The 14,957-nt window shown below is 46.3% G+C and carries 13 protein-coding genes; 1 reads left to right on the top strand and 12 read right to left on the bottom strand.

Annotated features, from left to right (window positions below):
• Positions 1-2: 2 nt before the first annotated feature.
• The 12 genes from gmk to CGRAC_RS04250 all read right to left on the bottom strand — a co-directional run bounded on the left by gmk (position 3) and on the right by CGRAC_RS04250 (position 13,368).
• Positions 3-617 (bottom strand): guanylate kinase, encoded by a 615-nt coding sequence (gene gmk, locus CGRAC_RS04305; protein WP_005872004.1) that lies wholly within the window; start codon positions 615-617, stop codon positions 3-5.
• Positions 617-2,689 (bottom strand): hypothetical protein, encoded by a 2,073-nt coding sequence (locus CGRAC_RS04300; protein WP_005872006.1) that lies wholly within the window; start codon positions 2,687-2,689, stop codon positions 617-619. Before CGRAC_RS04300 ends, gmk begins: the two co-directional genes overlap by 1 nt.
• 57 nt (positions 2,690-2,746) lie before the next feature.
• Positions 2,747-3,388 (bottom strand): ABC transporter ATP-binding protein, encoded by a 642-nt coding sequence (locus tag CGRAC_RS04295; protein WP_005872008.1) that lies wholly within the window; start codon positions 3,386-3,388, stop codon positions 2,747-2,749.
• 2 nt (positions 3,389-3,390) lie between these two features.
• Positions 3,391-4,455 carry a translation elongation factor Ts gene (gene tsf / locus CGRAC_RS04290; RefSeq protein WP_005872010.1) on the bottom strand — a complete coding sequence of 355 codons (1,065 nt, stop codon included), beginning with the start codon at positions 4,453-4,455 and terminating at the stop codon, positions 3,391-3,393.
• A complete protein-coding gene (gene rpsB / locus CGRAC_RS04285; protein WP_005872012.1) occupies positions 4,455-5,252 on the bottom strand; it encodes a 30S ribosomal protein S2 in 798 nt (265 codons plus the stop codon). The genes tsf and rpsB overlap by 1 nt, the downstream gene beginning before the upstream one ends.
• A 284-nt stretch (positions 5,253-5,536) precedes the next feature.
• Positions 5,537-6,676 carry a beta-aspartyl-peptidase gene (iadA, locus tag CGRAC_RS04280; RefSeq protein WP_005872014.1) on the bottom strand — a complete coding sequence of 380 codons (1,140 nt, stop codon included), beginning with the start codon at positions 6,674-6,676 and terminating at the stop codon, positions 5,537-5,539.
• 187 nt (positions 6,677-6,863) lie between these two features.
• Positions 6,864-7,598 (bottom strand): polyphenol oxidase family protein, encoded by a 735-nt coding sequence (locus CGRAC_RS04275; protein WP_005872016.1) that lies wholly within the window; start codon positions 7,596-7,598, stop codon positions 6,864-6,866.
• A 10-nt stretch (positions 7,599-7,608) separates the two neighbouring features.
• On the bottom strand, positions 7,609-8,463 hold the full coding sequence (locus tag CGRAC_RS12840) for a riboflavin synthase (protein WP_005872018.1): 855 nt from the start codon (positions 8,461-8,463) through the stop codon (positions 7,609-7,611).
• Positions 8,464-8,564: 101 nt separating this feature from the next.
• A complete protein-coding gene (locus CGRAC_RS04265; RefSeq protein WP_005872020.1) occupies positions 8,565-8,885 on the bottom strand; it encodes a c-type cytochrome in 321 nt (106 codons plus the stop codon).
• Positions 8,886-9,164: 279 nt separating this feature from the next.
• The gene (locus CGRAC_RS04260) at positions 9,165-10,718 is read right to left on the bottom strand and encodes a cyclic peptide export ABC transporter (protein WP_005872021.1); all 1,554 of its coding nucleotides are present in this window, start codon (positions 10,716-10,718) and stop codon (positions 9,165-9,167) included.
• Positions 10,719-11,426: 708 nt separating this feature from the next.
• The gene (locus CGRAC_RS04255) at positions 11,427-12,704 is read right to left on the bottom strand and encodes an ArsS family sensor histidine kinase (protein ID WP_005872028.1); all 1,278 of its coding nucleotides are present in this window, start codon (positions 12,702-12,704) and stop codon (positions 11,427-11,429) included.
• Entirely contained in the window at positions 12,697-13,368 is a 672-nt protein-coding gene (locus CGRAC_RS04250; protein WP_040304187.1) for a response regulator transcription factor, read from the bottom strand. Before CGRAC_RS04250 ends, CGRAC_RS04255 begins: the two co-directional genes overlap by 8 nt.
• A 151-nt stretch (positions 13,369-13,519) precedes the next feature.
• Here CGRAC_RS04250 and CGRAC_RS04245 point away from each other — a divergent pair, with 151 nt between their 5' ends.
• Positions 13,520-14,944, top strand: coding sequence for a hypothetical protein (locus CGRAC_RS04245; RefSeq protein WP_005872032.1), 1,425 nt, complete (start codon positions 13,520-13,522; stop codon positions 14,942-14,944).
• Positions 14,945-14,957: the final 13 nt, after the last annotated feature.

Genomic DNA, 14,957 nt, shown 5'->3' with positions numbered 1-14,957 from the left:
CTTTAAATTTTCCAAATTTCGATTAGCTTGCCTATGTCGCGGCTTGCCGTTTCTAGTTTGATAGTTTTGTAGATTGATCTTAAATTTTCATACGCAGCTTCCAGGCGGTCGTTTATTATGAAATAATCATACTCGCCTAGGCGCTCCATCTCCTCTTGCGCGTTTTGCAGGCGTAAAGCAATATCGGCGGGATCATTATCGCCGCGAGCGCGCAACCTATCCCTAAGCTCTGACAAGCTCGGCGTAGTAATAAATACGCTGGTAAGCTCGTTTTTAGGTACTTTTCCGCGCACGATCTCATATCCTTGCACATCGATGTCAAAAATCACGATCTTACCCCGCTCAAGCTCGCTCGTAGCAGCTTTTAGCGAAGTACCGTAGTATTTGCCGTGGACCAACGCCCACTCTAAAAACTCTCCGCGCTCGATGCCTGCGCGAAACTCGCTCTCGCTTATGAAATGATAATTCACGCCATCTGCTTCACCCGCACGCATTTCGCGCGTCGTAGAGGAGATCGAGAAGTATATCTGCTCGCCAAATTCTGTGATAAGACGCTTTATGAGCGTGCTTTTGCCGCTGCCGCTGGGACCGGAGACGAGCAAAATTTTGCCTTTCACTATCTGTCTCCAAACGATATGTCGATATTGATCTTAAAGTCCTTCAGCGCGTCTTTAGCATCCTTGCTACCCGCAAATCTCTCGATCGTACTTGCGATGCCCGCTTCTAGATCATCGCGCAACTTGGTTTTCAGCTCCTCGGCGCTCGGTTTTTTACTGTGCTCGTTACGCAGCGGCTCGCTTTTAGAGCTAAGCTCTAACTCGCTTGCCATAAGGCTGGCAAACTCCGCCGCAGCCGAAGCGGCAAGCTCATTCGGCATAGCTTGTGCGCCAAATTTCATCTCATTTACCTGCTCGGACACACCAAATTTAGGAGATTTAAATTCGGTGCGCTCCGAAGCCTTTGAAGCATTAAATTTTATCTGCTGCGCGGCGCTCTTTGCGGGCTTACCAGATTTAAATTGCTCGCTATCTGCGGAGCTTTCGGCAAACGAGTTTGCGAAATCGCCCTCCATAGCGCGCAAAAATCCATCCGCAAACCCGCCGGCAACGCTATTGGCTTGCTCGCTTTGCTTCGGTAAATCTGAGGCATCTAATATGTGCGGTAAGTTTAGCTCCGAAAAATTCGGCGCAGGAGTAGAATTTATAATCCCGGTATTGCTAGAATTTGCAGAAGCTGCGAAATTTGCGCCAATTGAATTCCATGCTTCATTATGAGCAGACATAGGCGTATTCTGTGCAAGTCCGCCAGTAAATTCCATGCTTTGAAACGGAACGGCATTATAAAGATTTTCGCGAGGTATATCGCCCGCACCCGCTAACGCAATCGGCATATCTGAAGCGACCTCGTATTGAGACGGAATTTGCGTTTTTTGAAAATCCGTAGCCGCTGTATTTTTATCATGCGCAGATTTTTTATCCTCTTTTTCATCAGAAGCAAACGCAGCCGTGGCAAAATTATCATATCCGCCAAACTCCTCCACGGGCATGCCGGCACTATCGAAAAGCCTAGAAAAATCCATATCAAATCCGCTGTTAACAGGCGCGCCGGCTACATCTTGCACTACTTGCGAGGCAGATTTTCTTTCCTCTGTTTTATAGGCAAATGAGCCGTCTGACTCATGCTGTTTAAGCGTAACGTCCGCAAAGTCTTTCGCTTCCTCTAGATTAGGCGCAGCGTCTGCCTTTTTTTCAACAGCAGTTCCATTAGAGCTGCTAGCTCTTTGCAGCTCATCTTGCTGTACAAGCGGTAAAGTTTCGCTTGCCCGTGTGGCAGGAATTTCATCTTCTGTCTGCATTTTATCCGTTTTGGAATTCTTAGGATTTTCATCATCTAGCGCCGCTAGAGCTATCGGAGCATCGTCCTTTGCGAGTGGAATTTCATCTTGAGGCGTGTGATTACTTTCGGCAGGCTCGCTTGTGCTGATACTATTTAACGGCACATCCTCAGGGATATCGCTAGCAGCTAAGTTTAGAGGCATATCGTCTGCGATATTATCCGCAATCTTTTCTGCGACGGCGTTAAGCGGCGTATCATCGGCGATGGTGTCCGCAAGAGCTGCTTCATCTGCAAGCTGTGAGAGCGGAATATCATCTGCGATCTCGTCCGTGCGCGGCATATCACCTACCAACTGCGAAAGCGGCACATCATCTGCAATCTCGGGCGCTATATCGTTTGCCAGCTGTGAAAGCGGTATATCCTTACCGGAGTCATAAAAGCTATCCACAAGCTCTTCAAAATTACTGCCCGAAGCGGAATTTGCCTGGTCAATCGCATCGATCTCTTTCATCACAGAGCTTGCATCGGCAAATTCTTTCGCCATTTTTTCTTTCGCCTGCACACTCATATTTTGAACCGAAAATTCGCTAATAAACGTAATGAGCTCAAGCGGCGAAAAAGGCTTAGTAAGGGTGTATCGCGCTCCTGGCACCGAAACATTCTTAGGCGTCAGAAACAGCGTTTTATTAAGATCAAATTTTGAAATATCATCGCCATCTTCATAATTTTTTATCGTCAAATCATATTCACTCTCGTCTGCACTATATGCTACCAGATCCGCACCGATGCGCTCGCAGCAAATATTTACGACACTTGCAACCTGCTCATTGTGATTGTCAAGTAGAATTTTCATTTATGACCTTTTAGAAAGAATTTGGGCTATTGTAAGATATTTTTGGTTATTAATTGCTTATATTTGCGCTAAATTTCGGTTATTTAGGCGATAAACTTTGCAGCATTTCTGCGCTAAATTCTCATCGTGGGTCACGAGCACGAGTGCGCCACGGCTGGATTTTATATAATCAAAAATCACGTCCATGACCTCGTTTGCGGTATCTTTGTCTAAATTTCCAGTAGGCTCGTCGGCAAAGATTATGCGCGGCTTTTTGCAAAGTATACGAGCGATACTCACGCGCTGCTGCTGTCCGCCGCTAAGCTCGCCCACGCCTTGCTTTAAAGTATGTTCGATCTGAAGCTTTTTTAAAATTTCATCATCTATCGCATTATTCGTAAGTTTAGCGGCGAGTTCAATATTTTCGCCAGAGGAAAAGCCCTTAAAAAGGTAGTGGGATTGAAATATAATACCGAAGTCGTTGCGGCGGATTTTAAGTCTCTCATCAGAGCTTAGCTCGTAAATACTGCGCCCGCCGTAGATCACCTCGCCCGAGTTCGGCTTTAAAAGCGTGCATAAAATATGAAGCAAGGTCGATTTGCCGCAGCCGCTAACGCCCAAAATAGCGATGCTCTCGCTCTCTTGGACGCTTAAGCTTACATTTTCAAAGAGCGAATAATCATACGCGTGAGTAAGATTTACGCCCTTTAGAAGTTCCATATTTAGCCGATTTGAGCCGCTACTTCGGCTGCGAAGTCTTCGCTTTTTTTCTCTAGGCCTTCGCCCACTTCGAAGCGGACGTATTTTACGATCTCGATCTTGCCGCCTAGTTTTTTAGCTTCTTCGTCAATCACCTGCTCGACGGTTTTCTTATCGTCCATTACGTAAAATTGCCCTAGCAGCGTGAGGCGCTGATCGATCTGGGTATTATCGGCGATGAAGCGATCGATCTGACCCGGCAAAATTTTATCCCAAATTTTTTCAGGCTTATTTTGTTTGCGAAGCTCGTCTTTTAGAGCTTCGATCTCTTTGGCTAAAATTTCATCGCTTATATGCGCGCGCGAGCCGAACTGCGGGATCTTATGAAGGGGCTTACCTAAACGCACAAACTCCTCATTTTCCTTCTCAAACTCGCCTTTAAGAGCCAAAAATTCCTTCTCGATAAAATCGGGGTCAAGCTCTTTATAGCTGATAACCTGAGGTTTCATCGCGGCTGCATGCATGCAGAGATTTTTTATAAGATCCTTCGCACCCTCCGCAGTTCGCTCGCTGTCGCAAGCTGCTGCGATGATTACACCTACGCGACCGTTTGAGTGCAGGTAGCCGTTTACTACGCCGTTTGCACCCGCTTTGATCGTCTCAAATCTTCTAACGACCAAATTTTCGCCGATCGTAGCGATCTGGCTTTTTAGATGCTCATCAAATTTAACGCCGTCGATGATACTGGAATTTAGCTCATCAATGCTGCTAATGCCTTTACTTTGGATATGTAGAGTAGTATTTTTAACTAAATTTATAAAATTTTGATTTTTAGCTACGAAGTCGGTTTCGGAATTTATCTCGCTTATCGTGGCGATCTTGTGATCCGCGCCCACTTCGACGCTTACTAGACCCTCACTAGCTAGGCGGTCGGCCTTTTTAGCAGCCTTTCCAAGGCCCTTTTCGCGAAGCAGATCAACGGCCTTATCCATATCGCCGTCTGTTTCAACTAAAGCCTTTTTGCAGTCCATCATCCCCGCTCCGGTGCTTTCGCGGAGCTCTTTTACCATTTGCGCGCTGATTTCCATTACTCTTCGTCCTCATTTACGTCAAAATCCTCTTCGCTCATCGCCTCGGCTACGACTTCCTCTTTCTCCTCGTCGCTGACGGCTTCGCTCTGCTCGACATCCTCGCTCGCATCTTGATCGCGAAGCGCCTTGCCTTCGTTGATCGCCTCAGCCATCTCTTGGCAGAAAAGCTGAACCGAGCGGATCGCATCGTCGTTGCCGGGTATCGGGAAATCAACTACGTCCGGATCGCAGTTCGTATCCAAAGGCGCGATAACCGGCATTTTTAGGCGGTTAGCTTCCGCTACGGCGATCTTTTCTTTAACTACGTCAATGACGAAGATCATATCAGGAAGGCCCTTCATATTGCGAATGCCGCCTAGATAAAGCTCGAGCTTCTCTTTTTTGCGGCGAAGCATTAGCGCCTCTTTTTTGGTTAGTAAATTTATCGAGCCGTCCTCTTCCATAGTCTCGATTACTTCGAGCTTGCGGATCGATTGCTTGATAGTAGAAAAATTCGTCAGCATGCCGCCTAGCCATCTGTGGCTCACATAAGGCATGCCGCATTTTTCGGCGTACTCTTTTAGCGTCGCGCCGGCTTGTTTTTTGGTGCCTACGAAAAGTATCGTCTTGCCCTCGGCAGCCGCATCGCGCACGATATTATAAGTGTAGCGGAAGTAGCGGATAGTTTTTTGTAGATCTATGATGTAGATACCTTTTCTCTCGCCGAAAATGAATTTTTTCATCTTCGGATTCCATCTGCGTGTTTGGTGTCCGAAATGAACGCCGCACTCTAGCAAATCTCTCATTGTTACCATGAGTTTTCTCCTTGTGGGTTGCCCCGAAATTTAGGTTTCTCCTCCACACCCATTAACATCTGTTTTTAACAAACGCAACCAAATTTTAGGATTGGTGTGTGTGAATTGAAGCTGAGATTATATTTAAAAATAGCTAAATTAAAGCTAAATTTAATATAATCCAAACCTCGGCGCGGTTAAATTTTGCGCTGCAAAAAAAGATGAGATGCTCGCAAATGGCGCGAGTAAGATTATACGTCAAATTTAAATTCGCCGAATTTAAAAAGCGGCATCTGCTTTAAATTTCACTCAAAAAATCCCTTTTTCACGAGCTTGCCCTCTTTCACGCAAAACTCCCCTTTCGCGATCACGCTATCTAGGTTTAGGGCTTCGTCAAATACCGCAAAATCGGCGTCAAAGCCTACTTTTATCTCGCCTTTGCCGCCTAGATTTAGGTATTTTGCGACGTTTTTGCCCATCATGCTTAGCGCTTGCGGGATGGTTAGGATTTTATTTTTCACGCAGGCCTGCAAGACCTCTAAATTCGTCTCGCACGAGGCGCAGCCGTAGCCCACCAGCGCGCCGTTCTCGTCAAATCTAGGCACGCTACCGTTACCGTCCGAGCTCATCGTTAGGCGCTCTAAATTTAGCCCGTTAGCTAGCCCATACGCGATGGCTTCGTGAAGCGGGGCAAATTTACTTCCGCCGCTCGTAATGTCGATATAGCCGCCCATTTTTTGAAATTTGATCGCCTCGTCAAAAAGCTCCTTTGTCCGCGCGCAGTGCGTCGGCGAGAAGTAATTAATCGGGAACGAATAATCCTTGATCACGCTAAAAATCGGGTCAAATTTATCCGCGAGACCGCCCATATGCATATGCAGCACGCCGCCTCTTTTCGAGATCATGCCGCCGATGCGAATCTGTGTTAGAGTTTTGATGAGCTCCTGAGAGGTCGGATAGCTGCCGCGGTTGTCGCTCATCGCGATCTTACAGCCGATGACCTTGTCGATGAGCACCAGATCGCGCGTGACGGAGCCAGTAAATGTGACGCTAGGCAGCGCATAAGAGCCTGTGTGGATGAAGGTCGAAATGCCCTCGTATTCAAGCGCTTTGGCCTTTGAGTAGAGATTTTCGAGGCTCCTCGTGCACCCATCCGTACCCAGCGTCCCCACGACCGTCGTCGTGCCGTAGCGGATGATCTGTGATAGCGTTATTTCGGGCGTGCGCGAGTGATAACCCGCCTCGCCGCCGCCGCCCGTGATGTGCACGTGCTGATCGATGAGTCCGGGTGCTAAAATTTTGCCCTCTAGATCGTAAATTTCAAGCCCATCGACTCGAAAATCAAGCCCCTTAGAAACGGCTAAAATTTTACCTCCACCGAGCAAAACGTCGCTCCTACCGACGTGCTCGGGCGCGTATAGATCGGCGTTTTTAAGTAACAGCATATTTTCTCCTTTGCTTTGGATTTTTGATTGTAAATTTTACGTTTTTTAGCCTTCTTGACTGCGATGTCGCACCGCAATCTCGCCTCTTTTTCGCCGTTTCGCTTTGCAGCGCCTCTACGTCAAATTTTATAGAGTTTCGGGAAATTTCGGCAGTCTCGCGGAGAAATTTTATATCCTGTTTTGCTTTTCATCGGCATAGTTTATTCATCACAAAGCCGCAGAAGCGCCCCGTGACGCCATCTCTACGGTATGAAAAATGCCGCTCGCTCTCAAAAGTGCAGCGCGGATCAAATTTAACGTTTCGCACACCCGCAGCTGCGAGCTCGTCGCGAAGTGCGGCGTTTAGATCGAAATGCCCCTGCGTTTTGTAGCGCTCAAACTCGCCCAGATCAAGCTCGCCAAGTTCGTAGTTTCGCGCCTTAATATTCGCGCCCACGAATACCTTCATCTCTGCAGCGACGCAGCCGAAGCGCTCGCTCATCAAATTTATTGCATTGGTGCAGATCCGCTGGCTCACGCCCGCGCGCCCTGCATGCACCGCAGCAACCACGCCGCGCCGCTCGTCCGCGATCAGCACGGGCGAACAGTCCGCTACCAGCACGCACAGCGCCACGCCGCGCAGATCGGTTATAAGCCCGTCGCATGGCGGGATTTCATCGCTATCTGCGCGTAAAATTTCAACGCGGTTTGAGTGGATTTGGCGCATAAATTTTAAATTTCGAGGCGCGATACCGAGCGCGGCGGCTAAAATTTCGCGGTTTTGCGCGACGCTTTGCGGATCGTCACCTACGTGATCTCCTAAATTTAGGCTTGCGTAGGCTCCGCCGCTTACGCCGCCAAGCCGCGTGCTAAAGCCCGCCAGCACGCCGCGTCGGTCCAATACAAACTCAAGATTTTCTCTGCAAATTTCGATTTTATCCATCGCACGCCGCTTAATACAGGCTCAAAATTTTATCTACCGCGTCCCACGAAAGCCCCTCTTTTTCGCCCTTGGCGCTCTCATCGCGCGCCGCGACAGTGCCGCGTCCGACGGGCTGTCCGCAGGCAAATCCCAGCTGCGCCGCGACGTATCGCGCAAGCAGATCGGTCTCGATATTTACGCGACGCCCGATTTTGTAGGATCCAAAGAGCGTATCTTTGAGCGTGAGCGGGATGATCGTAAGGCGAATAGCGCAGCTTTGCGCTCCGCTCTTTAAATTTGCGTCCGAGGAGTTTAGATCGCGAACGGAATTTGAGCCGCTAGAATTTGGCCCGTGCGAGCTTGCACCGTTAGAATTTGCGCCGCGCGGCTCTTTACGAGTAAAATTTCCGCCGTCAAGACCTTGGCTGTTAAAATTTCGCCCGGGCGTGCCGCTGCCCTCAAGCACTTCGTTGATCGTTAAGCTCACGCCGTCGATCGCTACCGAGCCCTTCGGCGCTAGCAGCGGCGCTATATGCAGCGGCGCGCGGATAAAAAAATCGACGCCGCTTGCAAGCTTTGAAATTTTATAAATTTCGCCCACGGCATCGACGTGCCCTTGGATCAAATGCCCGTCTATGCGATCTCCAATCCGCATCGCAGGCTCGATATGCACAGAGCCGCGCAGGTTTTGCACGGCGATGACGCGCGCCGTTTCGCTCGAAAGCTGAACCGCAAATCCGTCTGCAAAAAGCCGCGTCACGCTCAGGCACGCGCCGTTTACCGCGACGCTATCGCCGAGTGCGGGGCGGTATTTCGCGCGCAGTCGCAGCAAATCGCCGCTAAAGCTCGCGACCTGCGCGATCTCTCTGATCAGTCCGTTAAACATTATGAGCCTTTGGAATTTTTACGTGATATTAGCGTAGAATTTTGAAATTTTAAATTAAGCGAAGCTCGGCGAGCGCGAAGCCCGCCGAATGAAGTTTGAAATTATTTTTTAGAGACGATGAAATCGGCTAGCGCTTCGATCGATTCATCGTTAAGCGAAGCCGCTTGACCTTTCATAACGCCCATCATTCCAAATTTTCCCTTGCCCTCGCCCAGAGTGCCGTCTTTATAGCCTTTTAGGCTAGCGATGATATCTTCCTTGCTTAGGGTGTTTAGCGCAGGTACTTTGCCGCCAAGATAAGGCTTCTCGGCGTTAGCTCCATGACAGGCCACGCATTTTTTATATAAAGTAGCGCCGTCAGCGGCGAATACACTCGAACTAAACGCCGCCAACGCAGCACATGCAATAAGAACTTTTTTCATTCCTATCCTTTCTTTTTAAATTGTGGGTGCAGTATAATCAAAATTTAGTAAATTTCGGCTAAATTTTTGCAATTTGCGCCAAAGAGGCAAAATTCTATCTACTGCAAACTTTAGCATAGGGGCTCAAAGCGGAATTTGCGCTGTAAAATTTTAAGCGAATTTTGCCTTGCCACTTAAATTTCAATCGTAGAATTTCGCAGCGAAATCCTAAGGCGAAATTTCATCTAGACGTCAAATTCCATCGCGAAATTTTGCGTAGAATTTTAAAATTTCGCCGCTTTACTTTATGCGCGAAATTTCGCCTCTTTGCATCTTATAAATTTTATCTGCGGCGCCGAAGTATTTATCATCGTGCGAGATCGCAAAGATCGTATATCCGCGCGATTTCAGCTCGGGCAAAATCCGCTCGTAAAACTCCGCGCGAAACTGCGGATCGAGATCGGCGGCAAACTCATCGAGCATCAAAAATTTTCGCCCGTCCATCAGCACGCTTACGAGAGCCAAACGCTTGCGCTGCCCGCTAGATAGGCTAGTGGTGCTAAATTTAGCCTCGTTAAGCCCCACCTTATCCTGCAGGTGCGTAAGCGCCAGCCACTCGCGCGCGATGTCCGCATCGCCAGTAGCGTAGTCGAAAAGATAAAAATCGCTGAAAACCGCGCTTATGTTGTTGCTGTAGGCGCGCAGATCAGAGGGTTTAAGAGCCGCGCCGTCGGCTAAAATTTCACCTGCTTGCGGCGTATAAAGGCCTGCCAAAATCATAAAAAGCGTCGATTTTCCGCTGCCGTTTTCGCCGACTAAAAACACCGTCTCGCCCGCATTTAGCTGTAAGTTCACCCCCTTGATGCCGAATTTCCCGTCTGGATACGAAAAGCCCACGTCTTTAAGCTCCAGGCTGCGCCACGGCTGCATTTGCGCAAGCTCAAAGCCCTGCACGAATGGATCTAGACCTAGCTCATTGATCTTTGCGTAGGCGATCTTGGCGCGCAGCACGCTAGGAAGCGAGAATATGAGCATCATCAAAGGCGCGCGCAAAAAAAGCACCGTAAGCGCGATCGTTACGGCGTTTGCAAGATCGGCCTTACCGCCGCTGAGCCCGAAATAAAGCACAAAGCCTACGGCGCCTAGCATCATCACGTTCATAAAATTACTCGCGAACGCGCCGTAAACCTCGGCTCGCAGCGAGCTTTGGCGCAAATTTTGCGCGTTGGGCAAAAAGTCGTTTTCGTATAGGCTCTTTGCTTTGGCTAGGCTTAGTGACAGCTCCTTGTGCCCCTCGATCGCCGCGGCGTAGTTTTTATACAAAACGTCCTCGTTTTGGCGGTACAGATCATAATTTTGCATGACTTTTTTCATCAAAAAGCGATTAAAAATCATCAGCGCGCCGATCCAGACGAATAAAAACGCAAACATCATAGGCGCGATGTATAACACGTAGATGCCGCAAAATAGCACGATCATCGCGCCTTGGATCAGCTCGGAGATGCGCATAAAGCCCTCGGTCAGGCGTGAAATATCGCTAGAAAGGGACGCAAGCAGGTTTGCCTTCGACGCAGCCTCGATGCGCTCGAACTTCGTATCGATGATCTGCTTGATGATCTTGGTGCGCAGATCGAACACGAAGTCGTTTTCCATCTTGCAAAGCATGATGCGGCTTAGCACCGAAAGCAGCAGAAATATCGCCAAAAGCCCGAAAAATAGCGCGATGATCCTGCCGCCTCTTTCGCCCTCTCCTAGCAAATATTTATTGATAAAGCTTAAAATCAAGATCCCTGAGCCGCTGTAAATCGCGTTTAGCGCGAGCATCGCGAGGATTTGCTTGGTATATTTTTTCATCTTTCGCCCCAACAAAATTTGAGCGCAATTGTGGCAAAATTCGCTTGAAAAAACGGTTAAATTTTAAATCTGTTCTCATTTCTCCGGCTAAATTTAGCCTTAATTTACGCAAAATTTTATCGCGAATCACATCGTTTACGGGAGATGCTGCTATTTATATGTATCACGCAACGCTAATTTCATCCGCATTCTTATTTTAATTCGCTTCGTTTATATGCAACACTTGCCAATCGCCACTACGTCGATATACTGCCAAATACCCACAACATTATACCTCGCCGACAGAACACGCTGTCGTTAAATTTTACCTGCGCCAAAATCAAAATTTTAAAATTACCCATCACCATAGTCTTAACAAGTAGCAAAAATTTAACGTCACGTATCAACCAAAACGATCACGTTTAAATTCAGACGCCCTCACGCCGTACTCTACTAAAATTTTATCTTTTCTGCGCGGCAAAAGAGCCATTAAATTTTAGCGTGCGCGTGCGAATTCTTATGCAGCCACCTTATTGTGACTTCTATGGAGTGACTAAATATCTAAAAATCTCGGAATGATCGTAAAGTAAAAAATTAGCAGACATCGCAGGGGGAGGGGTATCGCTGTACTATTAATAACAGATTTGTTAGACTCTATCAACGAATTAATCGGCGCAAATAACTAGCCTAAAATAATCTATAAGTATTAATAAGCAAGTTATTTTTAGATCAAGCGTTTATGAAACAAATCAGAAAATTATTTTTACCATCTTCATGCTTATATTTTAGGGTATGGCCGTGTTTTTTAAAAATTTGATTTGCTATATAAAGCCCAAGACCTAGTCCCGAGCTTGAGGTTTCGATTTTTCTATTAAAAGCTCTATCAAAGTCGAGTCTTTCCGGTTCAAGCTCGTCTCCCATGCTGCTTATGCAGACGGCGTTTTTATCTATATTTACAAGGACTTTGCCGCTAGAGTATTTTAAGGCATTATCGATCAAATTTTTAACTCCGGTCGCATAAAGCTCAAAATCAACCTTAACCGCGCTTATCTCACCATCTGCTCGCACTTCTATGCGGCTCGTGTCTTTTATCAAAAGCATATCTACCGAGTGATCGATGATGTCTATGACTCGGTGTTTATTTTTCTTAAGCTCCCATTCGTTGGATACTAGTTTTTCTACCTTGACGACTTCGCCCAGTATTATTTCAAGCCTTATAAAAATTTGTTTTAATCTACTTTTAAATTTATCGTCTTGTAAGATTTCGGCTATCATGTCCGCCATGATCCGCCCTTTCATTATCGGGTTGCGAAATTCGTGCAAGATGTTGCGTAAAAACAGCGCTCTGGCCTGCTTTATCGCATCTATTTTTTGCATCGTCGTATTAAATTCGCCGGCGATTTGGCCTATTTCGTCGTTTGCCTCTACTTTTATTAGTCTAAATTTATCTTCTTCTCCCGCTCTTCTTATCATGTTTTTTAAATTTCTAAGCCTTAGTAGCTTTTTTAAAACTGCTATAAAAAATGCGACCATCACGATATTTACTACAAGCCAGAGTATCCAAATGCCATTCGAAGAAATTTCTTCTAAATTTTCTAAAGGCACATCATTTTTCGCGATGTCATCTTTGTTTGATATATTAAGTCCTGCCGCATCCATAATGCGCGAAAACATTTTAGGATCAATAGAAGAAAATCTAGGCACAAAATAAAACTTTTTGTTATACCTTATCATATCGGTATACGAGTCGCTAAAAATTTTCTCGCCGCCTTGCCTGATCTTAATAGGATCAAGCTCGCTATTTTTGAGGCCGATTTGCGCTAGCTGCTTAGCTGCGTTACCTTCTACTTGTCCTCGTATACGCATACCTAGCATGAAGCGCTCATAAGTAAGGTACTCCGCGTCTCTTACCTGCCTTTTTGACTCGATAAAAAATGCCAAATTTACCGTAATGAGCGCGGCAAAAAAGAAAAACGATATTAGCTTTATTATAGATATATTACGCATTGATAAATTTATACCCTATACCGCGCACGGGGTGAATGAATCGCGGATTTTTAGGATCGTCTCCTATTTTCTGACGCAAGCGTCCTATGGCCACATCGATACTTTTTAGTCCGCTTTGAAATTTCGCCTGACCCAAGCTTATCAAAATATCTTCTCTTGGTATAACCATCCCCTCTTTTTCATAAAGATAGATAAAAATGTCAAATTCCACTTTCGTTAGCGCTATCTCCTCTTTATTTTTTATGACGATACGCCTTTGTTTATCGACGCAAAAAGTTTTAGAGTCGTTGCTATTTTGTATCCCTCGGCGAAGTATTGCTTTTAGCCTAAATGCAAGCTCTATGGGCTCGTATGGCTTTGCCATATAGTCATCCGCCCCAAGCTCAAAACCCTTTATCTTATCTAGCGTCTCGCTGCGAGCCGATGATATGATGATAGGTAGAGATGGATAGCTGTGTCTTACGTGCTTGCACACTTCAAGACCGTCCATGTTAGGCAAGCCAAGATCAAGAACCAACGCATCAAAAGTATTTTTCTCATTTAAAATTTTAAGTCCTTCAAGCGGATTTGTGACTATGGTTACGCCAATCTCGCTTTTTGCCAATGCAAATTTTAAAAGCTCGGCTAGTTCAAGATCGTCTTCTATAAGCAAAATTTCTATCATAGCAATAATTATACCAAATTTAAAATTTAAAACTAAAAAATATTTTTCAGATAATGTTACCAAAATCTTACCGTTTTTGACGGGTCTTCGTGTTATGATTTCGCTAATAAATCCAAGAAGGTATCCAAAAAGAAATTTAAAGGAGTTTATGGTGAAAACACGTTTTTTGACGACGAACAAGAGCAAATTTGCTCTTAGTTTGGCTACGCTTATGGCTATGGCGACCTGTGCAAGCGCTAGCGATAGCTTGGCTGAGGCTCTGCAGGCAAGCACGATGGGCGCGACAGTATTTTCATACTATGATATGGACTCGACCGAGTACTTCCCGCCGGCTAGCAGAACAAATAGAATTCGCGAGCATATCGGCGGCCTCGGTGCCGAGCTTAGATTTTTAACCGGCTCTTACTATGGCTTTAAACTTGGTCTTACAGCTCAAGGCTTGGTAAATTTCGGTCCGTCAAAGGCTGCAAAAGATTATTTTGCATACGACTGGAACGGCGAAGGCATAGCGCTTTCAGAAGCCTACTTGGGATATGAAAATGAATATATCGACTTTAAAATCGGCCGTCAGTACTACAACTCAAAATACACCGGCCTCGTACCGCCGCTTGTGGCTACAAATACGGATGTGGGGTACAAAGAGGCATTTGAGGGCGTTAGCGCTAGGATAAAGCTTGATAGCATCGATACCATTATAGGCCTAGCCGACTTTTGGAAATTTGCTGGCAGATCAAGCGCTGTAACGGGCGGCGATCACGGTGCGCCTAGATTTAAAGATAGAGTTGTCATCGGCGGCTTTGGACCTTACGGGTATGAATTCGATAACATCTTTAACTCTTTTGTAGAGTACCGCGGACCACAGGGTCTAAATTTTACGGTTGCTTACGCAAACGTATCAGGCCTAGAATATGACGACGCGCTCAATTCAAAGGGCGATATAAACTTTTACCATGCAGCGGTTGGCTACAAATCGCCTGTGCTTTTTGAAAATGCGAATGTTGGCGCAATCTTTATGTATAAAGGCTCAAGAACAAACGGCAGTTTAAAAGAGAATTTCGACTTTAATGGCAACTTTTATGTGGGTATGGTTGGGCTTTATAATGCTTACGGCTTTGATCTTGCATACGCATACTCAACCGTTAGTAAAAATCAAATGGCGCTTCAAGGCGTGGGTAACGATTGTGGTGCGCCAACAGCTACTCCGATTTACGGACCGTTTTTGTTTATGAATTTTGCTGGTATGAATTTGCATAAATTTAGCGCAGGCTACGACTTTAGCAATGTAGGCGCTGAGGGTCTTAGGCTAGATGCCGACTACTGGTATGGCAAACAGCACAACGGCAGCAACGTCCGATCAGGCGGCTTGCACGGTCAAGCACCGGGCACTAGGATAGACGTAGAGGGCTGGGACGTGCAAGTTTCTTACAAAGTCCCTGCGGTAAAAGGCCTAAAGCTATCGGCCATCTATGAAACTATGGATAGAAAGCTAAAGTATACTAACGGTAGCTCTGACGGCAAAACGACAGACGAAGAGCTTTGGCTAAGAGCGTCTTATGATTTTGACATATTAAAATAAAATTTGAAGCAAG

The sequence above is a fragment of the Campylobacter gracilis genome (assembly GCF_001190745.1).
GTDB lineage: Bacteria > Campylobacterota > Campylobacteria > Campylobacterales > Campylobacteraceae > Campylobacter_B > Campylobacter_B gracilis.
This window is presented reverse-complemented; position numbering and strand designations above follow the sequence as displayed.

Bases quoted from the DNA above. Each gene is read 5' to 3' on its own strand.
- CGRAC_RS04265 (WP_005872020.1), bottom strand. From the start codon at position 8,885: ATGAAAAAAGTTCTTATTGCATGTGCTGCGTTGGCGGCGTTTAGTTCG.
- CGRAC_RS04250 (WP_040304187.1), bottom strand. From the start codon at position 13,368: ATGATAGAAATTTTGCTTATAGAAGACGATCTTGAACTAGCCGAGCTT.
- CGRAC_RS04255 (WP_005872028.1), bottom strand. From the start codon at position 12,704: ATGCGTAATATATCTATAATAAAGCTAATATCGTTTTTCTTTTTTGCC.
- tsf (WP_005872010.1), bottom strand. From the start codon at position 4,455: ATGGAAATCAGCGCGCAAATGGTAAAAGAGCTCCGCGAAAGCACCGGA.
- CGRAC_RS12840 (WP_005872018.1), bottom strand. From the start codon at position 8,463: ATGTTTAACGGACTGATCAGAGAGATCGCGCAGGTCGCGAGCTTTAGC.
- rpsB (WP_005872012.1), bottom strand. From the start codon at position 5,252: ATGGTAACAATGAGAGATTTGCTAGAGTGCGGCGTTCATTTCGGACAC.
- CGRAC_RS04300 (WP_005872006.1), bottom strand. From the start codon at position 2,689: ATGAAAATTCTACTTGACAATCACAATGAGCAGGTTGCAAGTGTCGTA.
- iadA (WP_005872014.1), bottom strand. From the start codon at position 6,676: ATGCTGTTACTTAAAAACGCCGATCTATACGCGCCCGAGCACGTCGGT.
- CGRAC_RS04295 (WP_005872008.1), bottom strand. From the start codon at position 3,388: ATGGAACTTCTAAAGGGCGTAAATCTTACTCACGCGTATGATTATTCG.
- CGRAC_RS04275 (WP_005872016.1), bottom strand. From the start codon at position 7,598: ATGGATAAAATCGAAATTTGCAGAGAAAATCTTGAGTTTGTATTGGAC.
- CGRAC_RS04260 (WP_005872021.1), bottom strand. From the start codon at position 10,718: ATGAAAAAATATACCAAGCAAATCCTCGCGATGCTCGCGCTAAACGCG.